We start from the raw sequence: 18939 nt of genomic DNA on the forward strand, positions 1-18939 counted from the left end.
TGTTGATTCCAGCCAAATGTCAAGATAAAGTTGTTTCATCGCCTTTGATGCAAATAAAGTTGCTCAAGGGCTTTTTGTTGGTTATACGGATAACGTCATTGGTGATGATGCAAAAAAAGCTCTCAAAAGTGTATAGGGTGCGATTCAATGTCGGTTCCTTACCAGTGTTCTCGGGCAAGGCTGACAATCAGGGGATAAGAGTCATTGAATACAGGAAAGACCAGTGGGTAGATAATTTCCCTCTCATCTGGTCGCATGAACGCCAGTTTGATGCACTGGAAATGAACTTATATCTGGAACACCGCTACAAAGGGCTGTATCGCGCTCCTAGACGAGCCGCTAGAGCGAATTCATTGGGCGGTGTATCTGTAAAGACGCTGCACTCAATAGCCAACTCGTTGTGTGTTTTTCTTTCTTGGCTTGCTGCGGAGGGGGTTGATTGGCGTCAGGTCATTGCCCAGGCAACGACACAACGTGCCAAATATTGGCTCCCTGTATACCGTTTTAGAAAGTTTCTAATCGATTTGGTCCAGGTGAACGCTCTAGGCCGCGATAGCGCCAATCTGTATATGACGCACGTTAGACAGTTTTACGAATGGGCTCGTCGCAGAGGCACTATCGAAAAACTGCCTTTCGAATATCAACAGCTGCATATAAAGCGCAGAAATGAAGACTCGGACATTAACTCAATATTTTCTACGAACTATCGTTCAGCAGGATTGACCGTTCAAACATCCGACTTAACGATACCAAGAAAATATCGGCAGAAGTCACTACCTAGTGATCAATTGTCTCCATACGCCCATGATGAGCTTTGCGCTCTATATGACACCCAATACCTGAAGTCTCCAGCAAGACGCTTATGGGTAGATTTAGCCCTTTTCACTGGCATGAGGGCATTCGAAATTGCTCAGTTTCAGGAAGTTCATGTGGTCGATCCTTCTACAAGCAATACGCCTTCATATCATGCGACCATTACTGGCAAGGGGAATAAGGAGCGACAGATATTAATACCTCGGACATTGATGCAACGATTGTGGGTCTACAAGAATAGCGATGAACGAATGCATAGAGTTATGAAGTGGGAGGTGAATAACGGCATTTATCACGTAAAGCCACTTTTCATAAATCGTTCAGGCATAGGAGTATCTGAAAAGTCAGTTAGTAATACTGTAATCTTTGCTCGCAAAGAGTTGTCGCTTGCTGGCATTGCTTTGGAGCGAAGCTTTCATGACTTACGGTCAACATATGCAACCAACCTTGCCAAGTACATGCTCGACAAAGGCTTAGAGCCCGGATTTATAGAGTTTAAGCTGATGGCTTTACTTGGACACTCAAATTTCTCGACGACCCGGAAGTATTTAAACTTTGCACGCGCAGTAACATTCGATAGTGAAATGAGAGGGTGGTCAGACACCATCTTCGACGGCATTGATGAGCGGCTGGTTGACGATTATCAGCACTTGCTAAGGGGGGATGATGACCAATCCTAGACAAAGGCTTTGTGATATATCCCCGGTGCTAGAACGGGAATTCAAGGAGCTTCAACACAAACTTGAAAATGGTTCAATTACGGCCAACAAGGTTACAGTGAATGGTTATCGCGCTGGACTTATACAAGGCATGAAATCCTGGCCTAAATCGTGTGCAGATCAGCTTGTTTACCTTCAAAATTATGGAGTGGAAGCACTCAGTGATCAAAAATATTGGCTTCGTTTAGAAATTGCTGCATTTAGCAATTTGGAAAAGCAAAAGGCCGTTGCATTCACCCGATCATTGGACTTCCTGTATAGATTTACACATCCAGAGAACTACACAGGCAAACCAACTTCTGTTGCGGTTTATGGTACCTTTGTTGGGTTATTAGATATCTACCTGAAATCCGAGCTTCTTGGAGATTCTGTAAAAAATGCAATAACGAAATTTGTTGACTCAGAAGCGTTATCTGAAGCCACTAAAGTAGCGATCGTACAACAAGTTGTAAGCATTATTAAAGCGTTAGCATCTGATGAGAACTCTGATATTGTAGTGCTTCTAGAATCTGCGCTCGATGAGGGACATCTGATCGATGCAGGTATTAAGAGACACAGGGTAATACCTGTTAGATCACAGCTAAGGTCTTTTGTTGAGGCTGCATATCCCGATCTTTTCTATAGACAAAAACTGTTGATTGGCGGACGAAGCCTGGATGTCACTGAACTCCATGCCACATCAAAAGCAGCATTGATGCAGATAAAGTCGCTCGCTGAAAACGCCTATTATTCAGGCGAATTTGGACATGGTTCGAGCGGGCTTAAAGGGCGGCTATCATGCTCTATAAGAACAATTCTAAGGTTTTCCCAAAAGGATCATAATTTCAAAAGCCAGTTTGTGGAAATTGGGCTGGATGCCTTGTCGTCGGAAGGATATCAGCCACTAAGAGATATTTTCCGGCACTACAAGCAACATGAAGCCACGGCAGTTGCAAATCTATACGAGCACTATTCAGGGATGAAGGTTAACCAGCGAATATTATTTCAAGACATATTATGTTTTGAAAACGATAAAAGCGGGAAAGTCAGAACCCTAGATATATCCATTGTATCCGAAATATGCTTAAAGCTTAGGGAGGATATTGTATCCATTCACCAAGAAGAGACCGAACTTCTTAGCCAGAAAAACTATGGGGCTGAAACCCTTCATGCCCGCTTCTCAAAACTAATAAAAGTATTTTCAGCGTACTGTGACCGAGTCACTGTAAATGGGCTTGGAGTGAGCTTTTTATCTGCTAATGACGGCGAGATTCAGCTTGATGTTTTGTCGAAAATACAGGCAGATGTTCTCGCAAAGTCTGTTTCAAGGCGAACAGCTGAAGGCTATATTTCCTCGATAAGATGGCTATGCGGCATAACTCGTCAAAAATATATCAATGCGTATCGGATAACTAGCAATAGACATGCTGTTCATGCCTTGAGGATGAAAAGTAGTGACACATATACTTTAGATGAAGTACGGGAGCTGGCGTTTCATATAGAGAAAGGGATTGTAAAACATGACTGGCCGTTACAAGACAGGCTGTCAATGTACTTTGCCAGAATTCAAATAAAGACGTGCTGGAATACATCAGTAATAGCAAATCTTGAGTGCTCGGACATTAGGCAGGTTGATGTTCCGACCAGCACACGCCCGGTTACAATACTTATTCAAAAGCCACGAAAAGGCTATCAAACTGATCACTTCAACTTTGACTATAAATCATCGCGATCAGCTATTCATGATTTACTAAAGGTACGGGATATATTAACAAGCGCTACCAGGAGAAAGTATGGTGGACATGATAATTCAAGATTTCTATTTATTCATGAAGAGCTAGGCCAACTCAAAACGATAGATTACAACGTTATTGTAGCCAGGATAGCTACGATTCTGATGGGGCTTGGGTGCTCGGTAAAATACAACTCCGTAAAACTCAGAAAAACTGGTTCTAATGAAGTCTATCGCCAACTTTCAAAAGATTTTAGAAGATACAAAGATACCTTTAAGCATTCATACCCGACCTTTATAAAAAATTACCAACGAGTCAGTGAGGCATCTTCAAAAACAACACTGAGCGATGCAACCAAGATTATGGAGCAGTATTTTGTTGGAAAGGAGTTATCCTCTAATATCGTAATTGTCACTGAATATGAATCTGACACTCAACTAACCCCGGTAGGAGGGTGTAACGCAGAGAAAGGCTCAAAAGAAGCATACTATTATGCAAAGCAAAACAGGATATTAGCTTCTAATGAAATCGACAGATGCGGTGATTTTATGGCGTGCATATGGTGTAGACACTATCGGGTTGTAGCCGATGCCGATCATGTGTGGCAATTACTGTCTTTCAAAGATTATGTCCTAGGCGATATGCAGGGGGCTATCGCGCATTTCTCCGATGTTAGCCTGCAAAAGCAGGCTCATCACGCTTTATCTGAAAGAGTTGATGAAATCATATCCAGACTAAAAATCACAAACTCTAGTCAGGTTAGTCTGGGGCGAACATTGTTTAAAAATAATGGGCTGCATCCAGTCTGGAACTATGCCATATCTGATATCGCAGGTGTTGTATGAGTATTTCCTTCGTACTTTCCGAGTGCCTCAGTGGCACTGGGGAATACAATATAAAGCCATATTGCGAAAAACGTTGGCTATCTTTACGCGATGAAATTGTCTGGAGTGGTTCTGATCGTATCGGTTACTCACGGGAGGTTAGGCTTTCAGATTCCGCATGGAAGCCGATCGGAGAAAAGATTGGGATATCGTTCAATGAACTCAGCGTCGAGTTTGAATATGAATTCAAGATACTGATGTTGGCTCTATACACATCAGGGATTGGTGAAGGTATGCCCCCGCTGAAATGGAGCACCATTACACATGGGGTAAGGAGTTTAAGATCTATTGCCAAATTTCTTTTCGTTAAGAATATTCACTCGTGGATGGAGTTTGATGGACTAAAAATTCTGGCAAGATCTTACTATTGTTCTGAGGCTATTAATTATATTGAAGCTACCAGTAAGCCTAGGTTGTGCGTATCAATTAACACTGCTATTAAATGGCTGAATTGCTATGGATTGTTAGGTGATAAATCATTCAATTTAATCTCAAATAAGATTGGACCTGTCGTCGCGTCATATCAGAAGGATATTAGGAAGAAACATCCAGTTATCCCTAGCAAAGTATTAAAGCAACTAATATCAAAAGTTATTTCCGAGTTAGATATAGTTGAAGAACATCGAAATGAATGGATTCGTCTTCAATCAGAAGAGATATGTAGAATTGAAAGTGGTCAATTCAGAATTGTGAATGGTCGATACAGAAGCCTATTAAGATCAGGTGCTTCTTCAGTAGCATCAAAAATTAGCAGAGTGAAAGGCTTAGTAAATACCTTGGTTCTAGCCTTCACCGGAATGCGAGATGGAGAGGTCTTATCTCTGGCTAATGATTGCTTGACAAGTAGAGTGTCAGAGTCCGGTGATGTTCAATACTCGTTGATATCAGAACTAACAAAAACAACAGAAGGCTCTCAGCATGTGGAATGGGTTTGCGGAGAAGTTGTTGCAAAGTATTTAAACCTAATATCTTCTTTAAATGATGTTGTTTATGAGAAAGCCAGAGTAATTATTGAGCACTTGTCATCTGAAGTATCAGATGATTATCTAAATGAATTGCAACAAGGACTAAAACATAAGTACTTATTTGTGGCAAATTACTCACTTGCCAGCTGCGGATTCTATCGAATGAACAAGAGGCCAAATTCAGCTGCGTTCAACATCAGTGATTTTTTCAAGATTCCTGTTGGCCCATCTGACATAGAGCAACTTGAGCGCCTTGGGTGTAATTACAAATCAGTTGCTCCTAACAATTCTGACCGGCATCAACGTTATAAACCAGGAGATTACTTCAACTTTACCCCTCATCAGTTCAGGCACACATTTGCCTGGTTTATCATCGCTAACCGATTAGGTGAGCTGGATGATATCAGATATCAGTACAAGCATTTATGGCAAAATATGACGCTGGTCTATGCCCAGCGTGGGTATGAGTCTATTGGAGAACTGCTAAATATAGCAGACGAGTTTTCAGATCATATTACCAATCTTACTGTTAGTGAGATTGTCGAGGCCTCACTGGATGGAAGTATCGCCGGACATGGCGGCGCTCGGTTCTCTGCTCGTGTTAAAGAAATGTTGGGTAGCCAGGCTACCGACACTGTTCAACCACATTTCAAAGATATGAATCAATTGGTGGACTTTATATCGAAAAACTCAAGTGACCTACGTGGAGTTGGGCACGGCTATTGTACGAAAGCCAAGGATTGTAAGGTTAAGAATGTAGCTGATCCTAGCCATTGTATTTACTGCGACGGATACATTGCTACAGCTAGGCACTTAACTTACTGGAAAACAATTGAGATTAACTGCGAAGATAAAATCAAGAAAATAGAATCTGCTCCCGATGGTGTTCGAGCAAAGTTGGATTCATTTAGTACCGTTTTGAAAAGTAACTTGGCGGCAGCAAGAGTTGTTATTAAACAGCTAGAACCTTCAAAAGGGATTAATCAAGCATGAGTGAAGATACCAGAAAAATCCTAATAGAAGCCTTATTTGAACTGGTTGGCGAAGGTAAAAAGGTAAACATTAAGTCAGTTGCTGACAGAGCGGGATTAAGTCATTCCGTTATTTATAACCGTTATCCAGATTTGAAGTGCATAATTAAAGACGAGCAGACAAAGCAATCTGAACGGTCGCAACGTGATAAGGATAGAGCAGAGCTAGAAAAGCTAAAAAACAAACTATCGTCAGCTAAAAGAAAGTCTCAGAAGCTTCAACAGGAGCAAGAAAGCGAGGTTCCTGCTTTACTGGCCCATATTCAACAAGTCTATTCAATGTACGACCAATTGGCTGAAGAGCATGTCGAGGCTCTGAATAAATTGCGTGACAATCAAACGAATGTCAAATATTAAGTTATTGCTCTTAATGGATGTTCTACACTGCTGCGGTGCCACTTGATGTAACACTTCGGTAACTGTCAGAATGAAATTCTAAGCTTTTAAGCACTCAATCAAGATAAAAGTGTTACAGCCCTACAGGTCCCGCCAAATCTCTATGTAACAGTTTTTCAGAACACTGAAGATGGCATTGTTTTTACACCCCGGCACATCATCGACGCCATGATTGCACTGATCGACCCCCAGCCCAGCGACGTGATCGGCGATCCCGCCTGTGGCACCGCCGGCTTTCTGGCCCGCACCATGGAATACCTCAACCGGGTTCACTCCAGCGAGGCGGGCACCTTTCAGGATGAAGACGGCAACACCCACTACAGTGGCGACCTGCTGGAACCCTACCGCGACCACATCAACAAACAGATGTTCTGGGGCTTCGACTTCGACACCACCATGCTGCGGGTCAGCAGCATGAACATGATGCTGCACGGCGTTAACGGCGCCAACATCCTCTATCAGGACAGCCTCAACAAATCCGTCAAGGAACACTACCCGCAACAGGAACAGGATTACTTCGACGTCATCCTGGCCAATCCCCCCTTCAAGGGCAGCCTGGATGAAGCCAACACCAACCCCGACGTGCTAGGCATCGTCAAAACCAAAAAAACCGAACTGCTGTTTGTGGCCCACATTCTGCGCGCCCTCAAACTGGGTGGCCGTGCCGCCGTGATCGTGCCCGACGGTGTGCTGTTCGGCTCCAGCAAGGCCCACCAGCAACTGCGCAAGGAACTGTTGGTAGACAACCAACTGGAAGGCATCATCAGCCTGCCCAGCGGTGTATTCAAACCCTATGCCGGAGTCAGCACCGCCATCCTCATGTTCACCAAAGGCGGCAGCACCGAACGCGTTTGGTTCTACGACCTGCAAGCCGATGGCTACAGCCTGGACGACAAGCGCACTCCATTAAAAGGCGATGGCAACAACGACCTGCCCGACGCCATCACCAAATGGAAACAATACCGTGAACTGGTATTGGCCAATGCCAGCAGCGACGATATCGAAAAGCACTTTGGCGATAAAACCAAAAAAGCGTTTGTGGTGGACGCCAGCCTCATTGCCGACAACAAGTACGATCTTTCCATCAACCGCTATAAAGAAGTGGTGTATGAGGAAGAGCAGTATGAAGACCCGAAAGTGATCCTGAAAAAACTGCAAGCTCTGGAAAAAGAGATTATGGCGGATCTGGACGAGTTGGAGGGGATGTTGTGATCAAACTTGGATGTTCAGAGTCCCTACCTTCTGGCTGGTCTTGGATCAAAGCCCAAGATTCCATCGATATTAGAGACGGGACGCATGATTCGCCAAAATCTGTCGCGGAAGGAATACCCTTGGTAACCTCTAAAAACTTAATTAGTGGTTCGATAGATTTCTCGACATGTAGCTATATAAGTGAGGAAGACCATCACGCAATATCAAAGCGCTCGAAGGTGGATGATGGTGATATTCTTTACGCGATGATTGGTACAATAGGAAATCCGGTGATAGTGGAAAAAACTCATGAGTTTTCCATTAAAAATGTAGCGCTGTTCAAATTTGAAAAAAGTGAAGTTTTTAATAGATATATATACCATTTTCTTAATAGTCCATTAGCTACACGTCAGTTTGAGAATAAATCTAGGGGAGGAACACAGAAGTTCGTGTCACTTGGGAATATCCGAGATTTGGAAATCCCCCTCCCACCCCTACCCGAACAAAAACGCATCGCCGCCATCCTCGACAAAGCCGATGCCATCCGCCGCAAACGCCAGCAAGCCATCCAGCTCGCCGACGAATTCCTCCGCGCTGTGTTCCTGGATATGTTTGGTGATCCGGTTACTAATCCGAAGGGGTGGGATGTCAGATCTATCGATGAACTTTGTACGGAAATAGTCGACTGTGTGAATAGGACAGCTCCTACAGTAGATTATCCAACACCCTATAAGATGATCCGAACAACTAATGTTCGAAACTATTCACTTGAGACTAATAATGTTCGTTATGTGAGCCAAGATACTTATTTGAAATGGATACGCCGACTGGAACCTAAAATCGGTGATCTAATTTTTACCCGTGAAGCGCCAGCAGGTGAAGCGGCCGTGGTGTCCACAGATGAGAAAATATTTCTTGGCCAGCGAACAATGCACTTTCGGCCCGATAGAAAGCAAATTTCGAGTGAGTACTTGATGTTTGAGCTAATGGGAAGCGGAGTGAAAAGGCAGATCGAAAAAATGCATGCGGGCTCCACAGTTACACATTTGTCTGTGCCGGAGTGCAAAAAATTTAAAATTAGAGTTCCACCTTTAGGGCTGCAGAATAAATTCGATGCTATCAGGATGGTTGTTTTGCAATCTGAAAACGTGAGAGCAGTGGCTGCCGAGATTCCCTTGTTTGAATCAATTAGTCAAAAAGCATTTGCTGGAGGGTTTTAATTGGATTTCGAGTCATGGGTAAATGCTAATTGTTTAGGTGAGCGTGCGCAAACATGTGGCATTGCTTCTATTTCTCCAATTTGTAATCTGCGGATGTTTGGTAAGAATCCGACTTTTATGGTTTTGCCAATGTTTCTTTTCCAGCAATCTAAAAGAGCAGATCGGTAATGATTTCAGTACGAAACCAAATAGAGAACTCCAGTAACGCGATTTCCCAGAATATTACATCGATATGTGATAGCCGGGCACTCCTATCTCAGAACGTGCTTTCACAGATTAGGAATTTGGTTGAAGGGGTGGTTGTACTTTTTTACACCAAATCATTAGATGAAGAATTTAAGTATGACCAAATTGAGCCTGGTCTTGCGTTCGTAAAATCAAATGGAAAGCTAAATTTCATTAGTCGGTTTCATAATCTGATCCAGAAAATTGCGTCGCATTATACATTGGATGGAGATGCATCAGAGCGACTGATGCTTAAGTATTACGAATACCTTTTTCGAATTAGAGCCAGCGTTCATCAGTACTGTTCGCTTCATATAGTTCCCAATCTAGAGTCCTTTCCTGTTGACCTGGACCCTTCTTTGCGTGAGTACCATGAGAAAATAGCCTCTCGAATCGATGCTATGCGTGGCTTCAGTCAAGCTGGCGACAAGAAAGATCGGTACTACATTCAAAGAATTCGCCCGTTTTTCACCCGCGGACGAATATATTATGAGGTTACCTTTTGTCGAGCGGTCAATAAAGTAAGTAAGTTTGACCGGGTCATTGCATTTACGGACTTAGAGTTGTCAGACAAATATGCAGTTAACCTGACGCTCAGGCGGAATCAAATAGAAGTGTTAGGGCAAACAATGCCTATTACTCTAATTCTTGATTGGGAAGTTTCGATTCGTTCCTGCGAGCTTAAAAATTTTTCGCGTATTTTGGGTGTTTCCATAACTGGACCTACCTCATCTAATGAATACCGTTATTTGATGGCTTTTTTGACGAAGGGTCATCGAAATTTGGTTGATTTGCTTGATATGACTGATCACCACTATCAGCAGTTGAAAGTTGCGGCGACTAACTCAACAGCTGTACCTCAAATATTCCCAGTTATAGACGAAGTGCGCCGACTAGTTAGGAACTTTCATGCAGGAGGTAATGTTCTCAGATATCTTCTTTTAAGGATGCACAACCAAACTTTGAAATCGCAATTTTATCGAGAAGGTTGTGGTCTGCTATCAAACCTAAACCTTCACTATGGATGTATACCGTTCGATCAAATGCCACTTTGTACATCACTTCCAGGACATAACCCAAGGTTCTGGGATCTGACTGATTGTATCGATATGAGCGATCGTCGTCATGAGCTGCTTGCCCGTCGAGTGCGAACTAATGTCGAGAGCAGAGGTGTTTTATATTCCCCTATAACGGAGTTCGTAGACTTTGGCGATGATCTCAAGGATTTGATTGGTCGCTACAATGATTTGATTTACAGAAAACATAGGGAAATTCGCAAGCTTGTTCTTGATAAGCGGCATGTTTTTATCAATGGTTATGAAGAAGATACCTACAGAATCCTGAATAAGTTAAACGAGTTTTCTTCAACTGGGGTCGCTGGTTATAGCAAATCTGTAGCTCGTTGGTTGAGTGAATCCGCTCGCTATATTGATGATAGTGCAAAAAGCCAAGCATTAATGCAGTTATTTAGTGAATCAAGGGTGGCTCTAATTTATGGGGCAGCTGGAACTGGAAAGTCCACCATGGTGGATCACATTGCTCACTATTTCAGTGATAAAAAGAAGTTGTTTCTCGCTCATACTAATCCAGCGATTGACAATTTAAAGCGTAAAGTTATGGCGCAGAACTCAGATTTTCGTACAGTAAGTGGCGAAATACGTAGCAACAATGCATTCTTTCCAGATTACGATCTTCTTGTTATTGATGAATGCAGTACCGTTAGTAACTCAGACTTTTTAAAAGTCATAGAAAAGACCACTGCAAAGTTGATAGTGCTTGTTGGGGATGTCTATCAAATTGAGTCCATTCAATTTGGAAATTGGTTCGAGGTAGTTCGCTCGTTTATTCCAAGTACATCTATTTTTGAATTGACGACACCGTTTAGGACGCAGAATAGTTATTTGTTGCAATTCTGGAGTAAGGTTCGCGCAATAGATGATGATTTGACCGAGGTGATGGCGAGAAACAATTATTCCTCTGTATTGGATGCCAGCATTTTTCAGCCCCAAGGAAACGATGAAATTATTCTATGCCTAAACTATGACGGGCTTTATGGTATTAACAATATTAATCGATTCCTGCAGAGCAGCAATCCTAATGAGCCAATCACTTGGGAGGATTCTACTTATAAAGTGGGAGATCCTGTGCTCTTTTTTGACGCTGAACGATTCAGGCCGATTATATATAACAACCTCAAAGGACGGATTGTCCATATTGAGCGATTTGTAGGCTATATCCAGTTTGACATCGATCTGGATCGACCTTTGACTGAGCTGGATGTTATAGGCACAGAGCTAGAGTGGGTGCAAGGATCGACTGTGCGTTTTTGTGTTTATGAATTGAGAAACAGTGATGACGATGATGATGCTTTCAATATAACAGTACCTTTCCAGGTTGCATACGCAGTATCGATACATAAGGCTCAGGGATTGGAGTATGACTCTGTGAAGGTAGTAATCACTGATGCTAACGAAGACGACATCTCCCATAGCATATTTTATACAGCGATCACAAGAACTCGAGATCGATTAAAAATCTTCTGGACTCCAGAGACCCAGCAGAAAGTGATTAAACGCTTGCAAAAGATCAACAGAAACAAGGATGTGGCTCTTTTGTCGAGTCGGCGCGGTCTCGCAACAGTCAGAAATTAATACAAATTGCGGCGGATTTTTTAATGTCAGTCCAACACGGCATCTGGAAAATCGGTGATAAACCTCAGCCTTTGGCAGCTGTCAGGCTTGATAGCGAATCTCTGCTCGAAGAGAAGATCACTCGCGATATATCAATTCTCAATAGCAGCTGGATGTTAATCGGACGTCAGGTCTATACGGATTTTGGCAAGTATATTGATTTGCTCGCCATTGACGCCACAGGTTCAATCATCATTGTCGAATTGAAGAAACATAAAACACCCCGAGATGTGGTGGCGCAGGCCATTGATTATGCCGCCTGGATTGAAAACCTGCCCCCTGAAAAATTTGTTCAGATTTACTCCGAGTTTGCGACTAAACAGGGTTTGGGTGAGAAGACATTTGATGAAGCTTTCCGGGCAAAATTCGGAGCGCTGCCTGTTGAGGACGAGATCAATAGCTCGCACCAGATGGTGATTGTTGCTGCTGAATTGGATGCGAGTACCGAGCGGATCATCAATTACCTAAATGATAAAGCCAGCGTGGCAGTGAATGCTGTGTTCTTTTCCGTGTTTCAGGACGGGGATAATCAGTATCTCAGTCGAGCCTGGATGATCGATCCCGTTGAGACCGAAGAGCATGCAGTGAATACGGGCAAAGTAGGCGAATGGAATGGCGAGTTCTACTGTAGTTATGGAGTGGGTCCGGGTAGTCGTAATTGGGAGGATGCCGTTAATTATGGCTTTATCTCCGCTGGTGGTGGCCGATGGTATAGTAAAACGTTATTTGGTTTGAAACCTGGAGATAGGGTTTGGGTGAACATTCCCGGAACTGGCTACGTCGGAGTCGCTCAGGTTAAGGATAATGCGGTGATGGCGGATGAGTTTATTACGCCCGAGCTGAACCTGAAAGGACATTACAATCTGGCGGCTGATTGTGGTGAAGATGAAGCCGAGTACTTTGTGCCGGTTTCCTGGTTGCATCAGGTATCAGAGGCACAATCCGTCAATGAGGTGGGTCTGTTTGGTAACCAGAACTCTGTGGCCAGGCCTCGCACGCCAAAGTGGGTTCATACCGTTAAACGGTTGAAAGAGATTTGGCATTTGTCGTTTTAAATTAGGTAATTGATATGTCTGAGTTGGAAAATCGCCGTTGCAAACTTCACGTTACCTTCGTGGAGAAGATCAATTTTGCTTGCCATCAGAGCGCATTTGCGGTGCTGCGCGAGCTCAAAATTGAAAATCTGAGCGAAGAGGCGGAGCTCTCAGATATCAAGGTGACATTGGAATCATCCCCAGCGTTCCTCAAAGGTAAGACTTGGACCATTGATAAGATAGCGCAATTGACAAGTTTGTCGGTTAAGGACAGAGACGTCGAGTTGGATGGCGGCTTTCTGTTCGGGCTTTCAGAGTCCCTGCGCGGGTTAGTCACCATTCGCGTTGCCAGTGGCGATAAGGTCTTGGATGAGCAGGTTATCCCCGTTGAACTGCTCGCCAGAAATGAATGGGGCGGCGCTGGTTTTATGCCGGAGTTGCTCGCTGCGTTCTCCACTCCAAATGATCCGGCGGTCGATCGTCTATTAGGGCAGGCGAGTCAGATTCTGCGTAAAGCCGGCAAGCCCGACGCATTAAATGGTTATGGATCGCAGAGTCGGGAACGGGTGTGGTTGATGGCGTCAGCGATCTATTCCGCGGTCGCCAAAATGCAGATTGGATATGCCCTGCCACCCAGCAGCTTCGAACGCAACGGGCAAAAAATTCGCTTGCCCAGTCAAATTGAAGAAGCAAGAGTCGCCACCTGTTTGGATACAACGCTCTTGTTTGCGGCGGCTTTCGAGCAGGCAGGCTTAAACCCGATATTGATTTTGGTTGAGGGCCATGCGCTGGTGGGGCTGTGGTTGCAGCCAGAAGACCTTTCCAGCGTAGTAATCGATGAGGCGGAAATATTAAGGCAACGCATTCCGCTGAAGGAACTTATTTTAATCGAGACTACGGCGACCACTTCCCATCCGATAGTGCCGTTTTCAAAGGCGGTGCAACTGGGAAGCCAGGTTGTTTCGCTTGAAAAGGATAAGACGTTTGAGGCCGCGATCGACGTGCGGCGGGCTCGGGGCCATCATATTAATCCTATTGGATTACAGAATGCGCCTGGCAATAGAACCGTTGACGGCAGTCATGATGATGGCTTTGAGCCCGGCTTGGAGGATTCACCGACGCTGCCCGGTTTCTCCCACCTGGAAGCCGATTTGCCTGCGGAGGAGACGCTGAAAGGGCGATTGGATCGCTGGCAACGTAAATTACTGGACTTGTCTGCCCGCAATCCGTTGTTAAACCACAGACCGGGCAAAACCAGTTTGACGTTTATTTGCAGTGACCCGGGTGCCTTGGAAGATGTGTTGGCGTCTGGTGCTCGAATTTCTATTTCGCCGTTCCCCAAATTTAAGTCTCAGGATCAGGATGAAGAAATCTACCGTCAACGCACCGGCGAGGATTTGAAGGAAGAGTATGCGAAAGATGCGCTTTCCAAGAACCAGGTTCTGGTGGATCTTAATCAGGAGGAGCTGGACAAGCGGGCGGTGGAAATCTACCGAAAAGCGCAAACCTCATTAAAGGAAGGCGGCTCCAATACGCTATTCCTGGCGGTTGGTTTCCTATTCTGGAAGCAAAAGGAGAAAGAGGATCGACGCTACCGGGCACCCTTGATATTACTCCCGGTATCCCTTGAGCGAAAATCGGTTCGCAGTGGTGTGAAGATGATTGCCAGCGACGATGAGCCTCGATTCAATACAACGCTGTTGGAAATGTTACATAAAGACTTTGGTATTGAGATTAATGGGCTGCACGGTCAATTGCCTCAGGATCAAAGTGGCGTCGATGTGGATGGGGTGTGGAACCGGGTCAGGCACGCCATCAAGGCTATACCCGGTTTTGAGGTGGTGGAAGAGGTGGTGCTGGGCCATTTCTCGTTTGCCAAATATCTCATGTGGAAGGACCTGGTGGATCGCTCTGAGGCGCTAAAGCAAAGCCCGGTGGTCAATCACTTGCTCGAAACCCCCAGAGACCCATTCGAGAGTGATATTCGTTTTGTTGATGCGGCGGATATTGATAAGGAATTTGCTCCGGCCGATTTGCTAACTCCGTTACCGGCTGATTCGTCGCAGATGTCGGCCATTGCTACGGCGGATCGTGGCAAGGACTTTGTCATTATTGGCCCACCGGGGACGGGTAAGAGTCAGACGATCGGCAACCTGATTGCCCATATGATGGGCAAAGGCAAGCGTGTGCTGTTCGTGTCCGAAAAGACAGCGGCACTGGAAGTGGTGCATCGTCGTTTGAGAGATATTGGTTTGGCGCACTTTTGTCTTGAACTGCATTCCAATAAAGCCAAAAAGGCCGATGTGTTGGCGCAGCTTCGTTCCTCCTGGAATAGCTTTTCGCAAAACAGCGTGAGTGAATGGCAGCAGGAAGCGGATCGTATCAAGGTATTGCGTGATCGTCTGAACACGGTGGTGAATACTCTGCATCAGCGCCGCAGGAATGGATTGACCGCTCACTACGCTATTGGTGTGAAGGTGCGCGATGAAGATTTGGCTGCCAAGGTTAAGCTCAGTTGGCCCAACTCGGATCATCACGATGAGGCTCAGCTTCAGGCGCTTCGAGAATTGGTGAGTCTGCTGGGTATTCAGGCCAAGGCCGTGGGCAATGTGGTTGCCCACCCGTTGCAGCCGATATCCAATTATGATTGGCGCCCCCAATGGCAGGAGGAGGTGGTCAGTGTTGCACGCAAGCTTGCCACCCATGCCAAGGAGGTGGGGCGACATCTGACAGCCTTGCAGGATGCAATCGGCCTCAGCTTTGGCTTGGTGAGTTTAAAAAAGCTTGAGGTCATTGCCGAGCTGGGTCAGGTGTTGCTTGATTCGTATCGCCAGCATGCATCATTTGCATTGGAGCCCGATGCTCCGGACCGTTTGGATGCTCTGGAAGAAGCCGTTGGACAGTTGAAGGTGTACATTGAAACGCAGTCCAAGCTGAGTTGTGGTTATGAGGCGCTGGCCTGGAAAAAACTGGATGCGGATGTTTTGGGGACGCACTGGAAAAATGCGAATCAGACCTGGTGGCCAAAGAGTTACTTCGCCAAGCGAAAAGTTCGCAAGCTTATGCGCGAAAATGGCGCCCAAGGCATTCCGGATCCGGACAATGATATACCTGTGCTGCGGCAGTTGCGGGAGACAGGGCAAAATATTGACAGTTTGGACGGTGTGCTGAATGGGTTGCGGGAATGGAATTCCTACTCTTCTGACCCTGAAACTATTGCCTCATTAAAGTTGCTGGGCAGTCGTGCCCGGGTTGCAGTAGGAAAGCTCGCAGAAGACGCAGAAACTTTGGCAACCATGCGTTCAAAACTTCGCACATTGTTGTTTGATGCAAATGATTTGCTGGCGCCTGAAGCCAGCGTAGGTCGAACCATTACCGACTATTTGGCAGCATTGGGTCAGTTCCGTATCGTGAAAGAGCAGTTCGAAGGCCTGATCGGTAATATGATTGATGATCATCTGCCTGATGAACAACCGGCACTGGATGCCATTGCTAATCTTAGTCATGAGGTCATCGAGCACCATATCTCTCTCAAAGACTGGTGTGGCTGGGTGCGCAGGCGATCCGAGGCTTTCGATTATCAGCTGGGAAATCTGGTTGCGGCACTGGAACAGGGTGCAGTGGATTCCGATGAGGTGGTGGATGTATTTGAGGCCGCTTATTGTGCCTGGTGGTCATCTGCTGTGATCGGTGAAGATGAAATTTTAAGGACCTTCTCGTCACCGGAGCATGAGTCGGCCATCCTGCAGTTCCGTCAAATGGACGATCAGTTCAGCAAGCTCACGGCACAATACATTGCTGCGAAATTGTCGGGCGACATTCCCGATCCTGAGGATATCAAGCGCAGTTCCTCGTGGGGCGTGCTGCGCCATGAGCTGCAGAAGAAAACAAGGCATAAGCCGGTCAGGGAAATGATGGAAGAAATTCCGGATGTCATTACGTCATTGGCTCCCTGTTTGATGATGTCGCCCTTGTCGATCGCTCAGTTCCTGTCTGCTGATCAAGCGCTTTTCGATGTGGTTATTTTTGACGAAGCATCCCAGATTACGGTTTGGGATGCTGTTGGTTCGCTTGCCAGGGGTAAACAGGTGATTGTGGCGGGCGATCCCAAGCAAATGCCACCCACTAATTTCTTCTCGCGGTCCGATGATGATCCGGATGGCGATATTGACGCGGAAGGTGATCTCGAAAGCATTCTTGATGAATTGATCGGGGCGAGCATTCCCCAGCGAGTGCTTAACCTGCATTACCGCTCACGCAGAGAGAGTTTGATTGCGTTTTCAAACAGCCGTTATTACGACAGCTCGTTGATTACCTTCCCCGCACCTGTGCACCCTGATAAAGGTGTGTCTTTGGTGCGACCAGAGGGGTTCTATGCCAGAGGCAAAGCCCGCCACAACCAAGGTGAGGCAAAAGCGATAGTGGCGGAAATTGTGCGCCGTTTGACTTCGTCCGATCCAACCATTCGATCACAGTCCATTGGCGTCGTGACGTTCAACACGGAGCAACAGAGTCTGATTGAAGACTTGCTGGATAAAGCTCGATCCGATGACCCTGCGATTGAATGGGCCTTCTCGGAAGAAGCCACCTTGGAACCGGTGTTTGTTAAGAATCTGGAGACGGTGCAAGGGGATGAGCGTGACGTTATCCTGTTCAGCATAACCTATGGGCCAGACGAAGCTGGGCATGTGACGATGAACTTTGGCCCGCTCAACAGGACTGGCGGCGAGCGCCGCCTTAACGTGGCGATGACCCGCGCCCGTTCCGAGATGGTGGTCTTCTCTACTATGCCGCCTGAGCGCATTGATCTTTCCAGAACACAAGCCCGGGCGGTAGCGGATCTTAAGCACTTTCTGGAGTACGCGGAACGTGGGGCATCTGCCCTTGGCGCTGCAGTTCACGGCTCGCTAGGAGACTTTGAGTCACCGTTTGAAATTGCAGTAGCCAGAGCGCTACAGGAAAAGGGGTGGGAACTTCATCCTCAGATCGGGGTGTCTGCGTATCGCATAGATCTGGGAATTGTTCATCCGGACAAGCCAGGGTTATATCTTGCTGGGATTGAATGTGATGGGGCTATGTACCACAGTTCCGCATTTGCACGGGAGCGAGACAAAATTCGTCAGGCCGTTCTGGAAGGATTGGGTTGGACTCTGTTCCGGGTCTGGTCCACTGACTGGTGGACCAACAAAGCCAAAGCTTTGCATGAGCTTGATATTGCGCTGCGTGGTCATCTTGATCATACGAGAGAAGCTGCCGCCCAAAAAGAAGCAGCGCGAGCAGAGGAAGCGTCAGAGCAAGTAGCTGAGGATAATCCGGTAAGCACTGTTGAGCAGATTCAGACTAATACTCAGACCCCAACAGCGTCTGAAGCTGAGGATGGTGACGTTGTGACTCGTTACGTTCGCGCGTCACTTGAGTCCTTTTCAATTGATCCGGAGCAGTTTTATTCACCGGCCTATGATTCTGATTTATTGAATATGGTGTTGCACATTATCGACACTGAGGGTCCGATCCATGAAGAAATCCTTGTTCGCCGCTTGGCCAGGGAGCATGGATTCCAGCGGGCAGGAAGGCAGATTCGGGATCGGGTGAAGCTGGCTGCTGAAGGAAAAAGAAACTGCATTCAGGAAACGGTTGGCAGTTTTTATTGGCCCGAAAATAATTCCAAGCGTTATGCGCGGACTCTGAACCGTGATGATGATGTTAAGAAACTCGATTTTATTTGCGCTGACGAGCTGATTGCCATTCTTGAGCTTTGCGGTGATAAAGGGCAGTTTGTTGAGTTTTCCCAGGCGCTGGGTATTGGTCGGCTTACGCAGCAGATGCGGGAGAGATTGGAAGCGGTGACTCGGATTTAGGCTGAGGTAAGCAGGCATTGCTTGCCGGGTTAAGTAAGCTACAGAGCGATATGCAAATTGTATGGCTGCTGCTCAAGCAAAGGAGAAATTGTTGGTGATTTCCAGTTAGGAAAATCTATTCGACCGATTTCAGCTTCGCGTTGTGCGTGCGTGGTTAACGATAATCTAACAGAATAGAGAGGTTTATCTGGGAGAGTAGTA

9 protein-coding genes are annotated in these 18939 nt (G+C 45.9%); all 9 read left to right on the forward strand.

The genetic code is table 11. The features are described 5' to 3' along the window. The first annotated feature begins 2 nt into the window (after positions 1-2). The 9 genes from FT643_RS09335 to FT643_RS09375 all read left to right on the forward strand — a co-directional run bounded on the left by FT643_RS09335 (position 3) and on the right by FT643_RS09375 (position 18738). Positions 3-1493: a tyrosine-type recombinase/integrase gene (locus tag FT643_RS09335; RefSeq protein WP_156871099.1), complete on the forward strand. Its 1491-nt coding sequence runs from the start codon at positions 3-5 to the stop codon at positions 1491-1493. Next, positions 1480-4089, forward strand: coding sequence for a hypothetical protein (locus tag FT643_RS09340; protein WP_156871100.1), 2610 nt, complete (start codon positions 1480-1482; stop codon positions 4087-4089). Before FT643_RS09335 ends, FT643_RS09340 begins: the two co-directional genes overlap by 14 nt. Further along, positions 4086-6086: a site-specific integrase gene (locus FT643_RS09345; protein WP_156871101.1), complete on the forward strand. Its 2001-nt coding sequence runs from the start codon at positions 4086-4088 to the stop codon at positions 6084-6086. The genes FT643_RS09340 and FT643_RS09345 overlap by 4 nt, the downstream gene beginning before the upstream one ends. Further along, positions 6083-6481, forward strand: coding sequence for a DUF6262 family protein (locus FT643_RS09350; protein WP_156871102.1), 399 nt, complete (start codon positions 6083-6085; stop codon positions 6479-6481). The genes FT643_RS09345 and FT643_RS09350 overlap by 4 nt, the downstream gene beginning before the upstream one ends. 174 nt (positions 6482-6655) lie before the next feature. After that, positions 6656-7732, forward strand: coding sequence for an HsdM family class I SAM-dependent methyltransferase (locus FT643_RS09355; RefSeq protein ID WP_317621985.1), 1077 nt, complete (start codon positions 6656-6658; stop codon positions 7730-7732). Continuing rightward, positions 7729-8931 (forward strand): restriction endonuclease subunit S, encoded by a 1203-nt coding sequence (locus FT643_RS09360; RefSeq protein WP_156871103.1) that lies wholly within the window; start codon positions 7729-7731, stop codon positions 8929-8931. Before FT643_RS09355 ends, FT643_RS09360 begins: the two co-directional genes overlap by 4 nt. Positions 8932-9098: 167 nt before the next feature. Then, a complete protein-coding gene (locus FT643_RS09365; RefSeq protein ID WP_156871104.1) occupies positions 9099-11807 on the forward strand; it encodes an ATP-dependent DNA helicase in 2709 nt (902 codons plus the stop codon). A 23-nt stretch (positions 11808-11830) separates the two neighbouring features. After that, positions 11831-12901 carry an endonuclease NucS domain-containing protein gene (locus FT643_RS09370; protein ID WP_156871105.1) on the forward strand — a complete coding sequence of 357 codons (1071 nt, stop codon included), beginning with the start codon at positions 11831-11833 and terminating at the stop codon, positions 12899-12901. A gap of 14 nt (positions 12902-12915) precedes the next feature. Beyond that, positions 12916-18738: a DUF3320 domain-containing protein gene (locus tag FT643_RS09375; RefSeq protein ID WP_156871106.1), complete on the forward strand. Its 5823-nt coding sequence runs from the start codon at positions 12916-12918 to the stop codon at positions 18736-18738. Positions 18739-18939 lie beyond the last annotated feature (201 nt).

This window comes from Ketobacter sp. MCCC 1A13808, from assembly GCF_009746715.1.
Lineage (GTDB): Bacteria > Pseudomonadota > Gammaproteobacteria > Pseudomonadales > Ketobacteraceae > Ketobacter.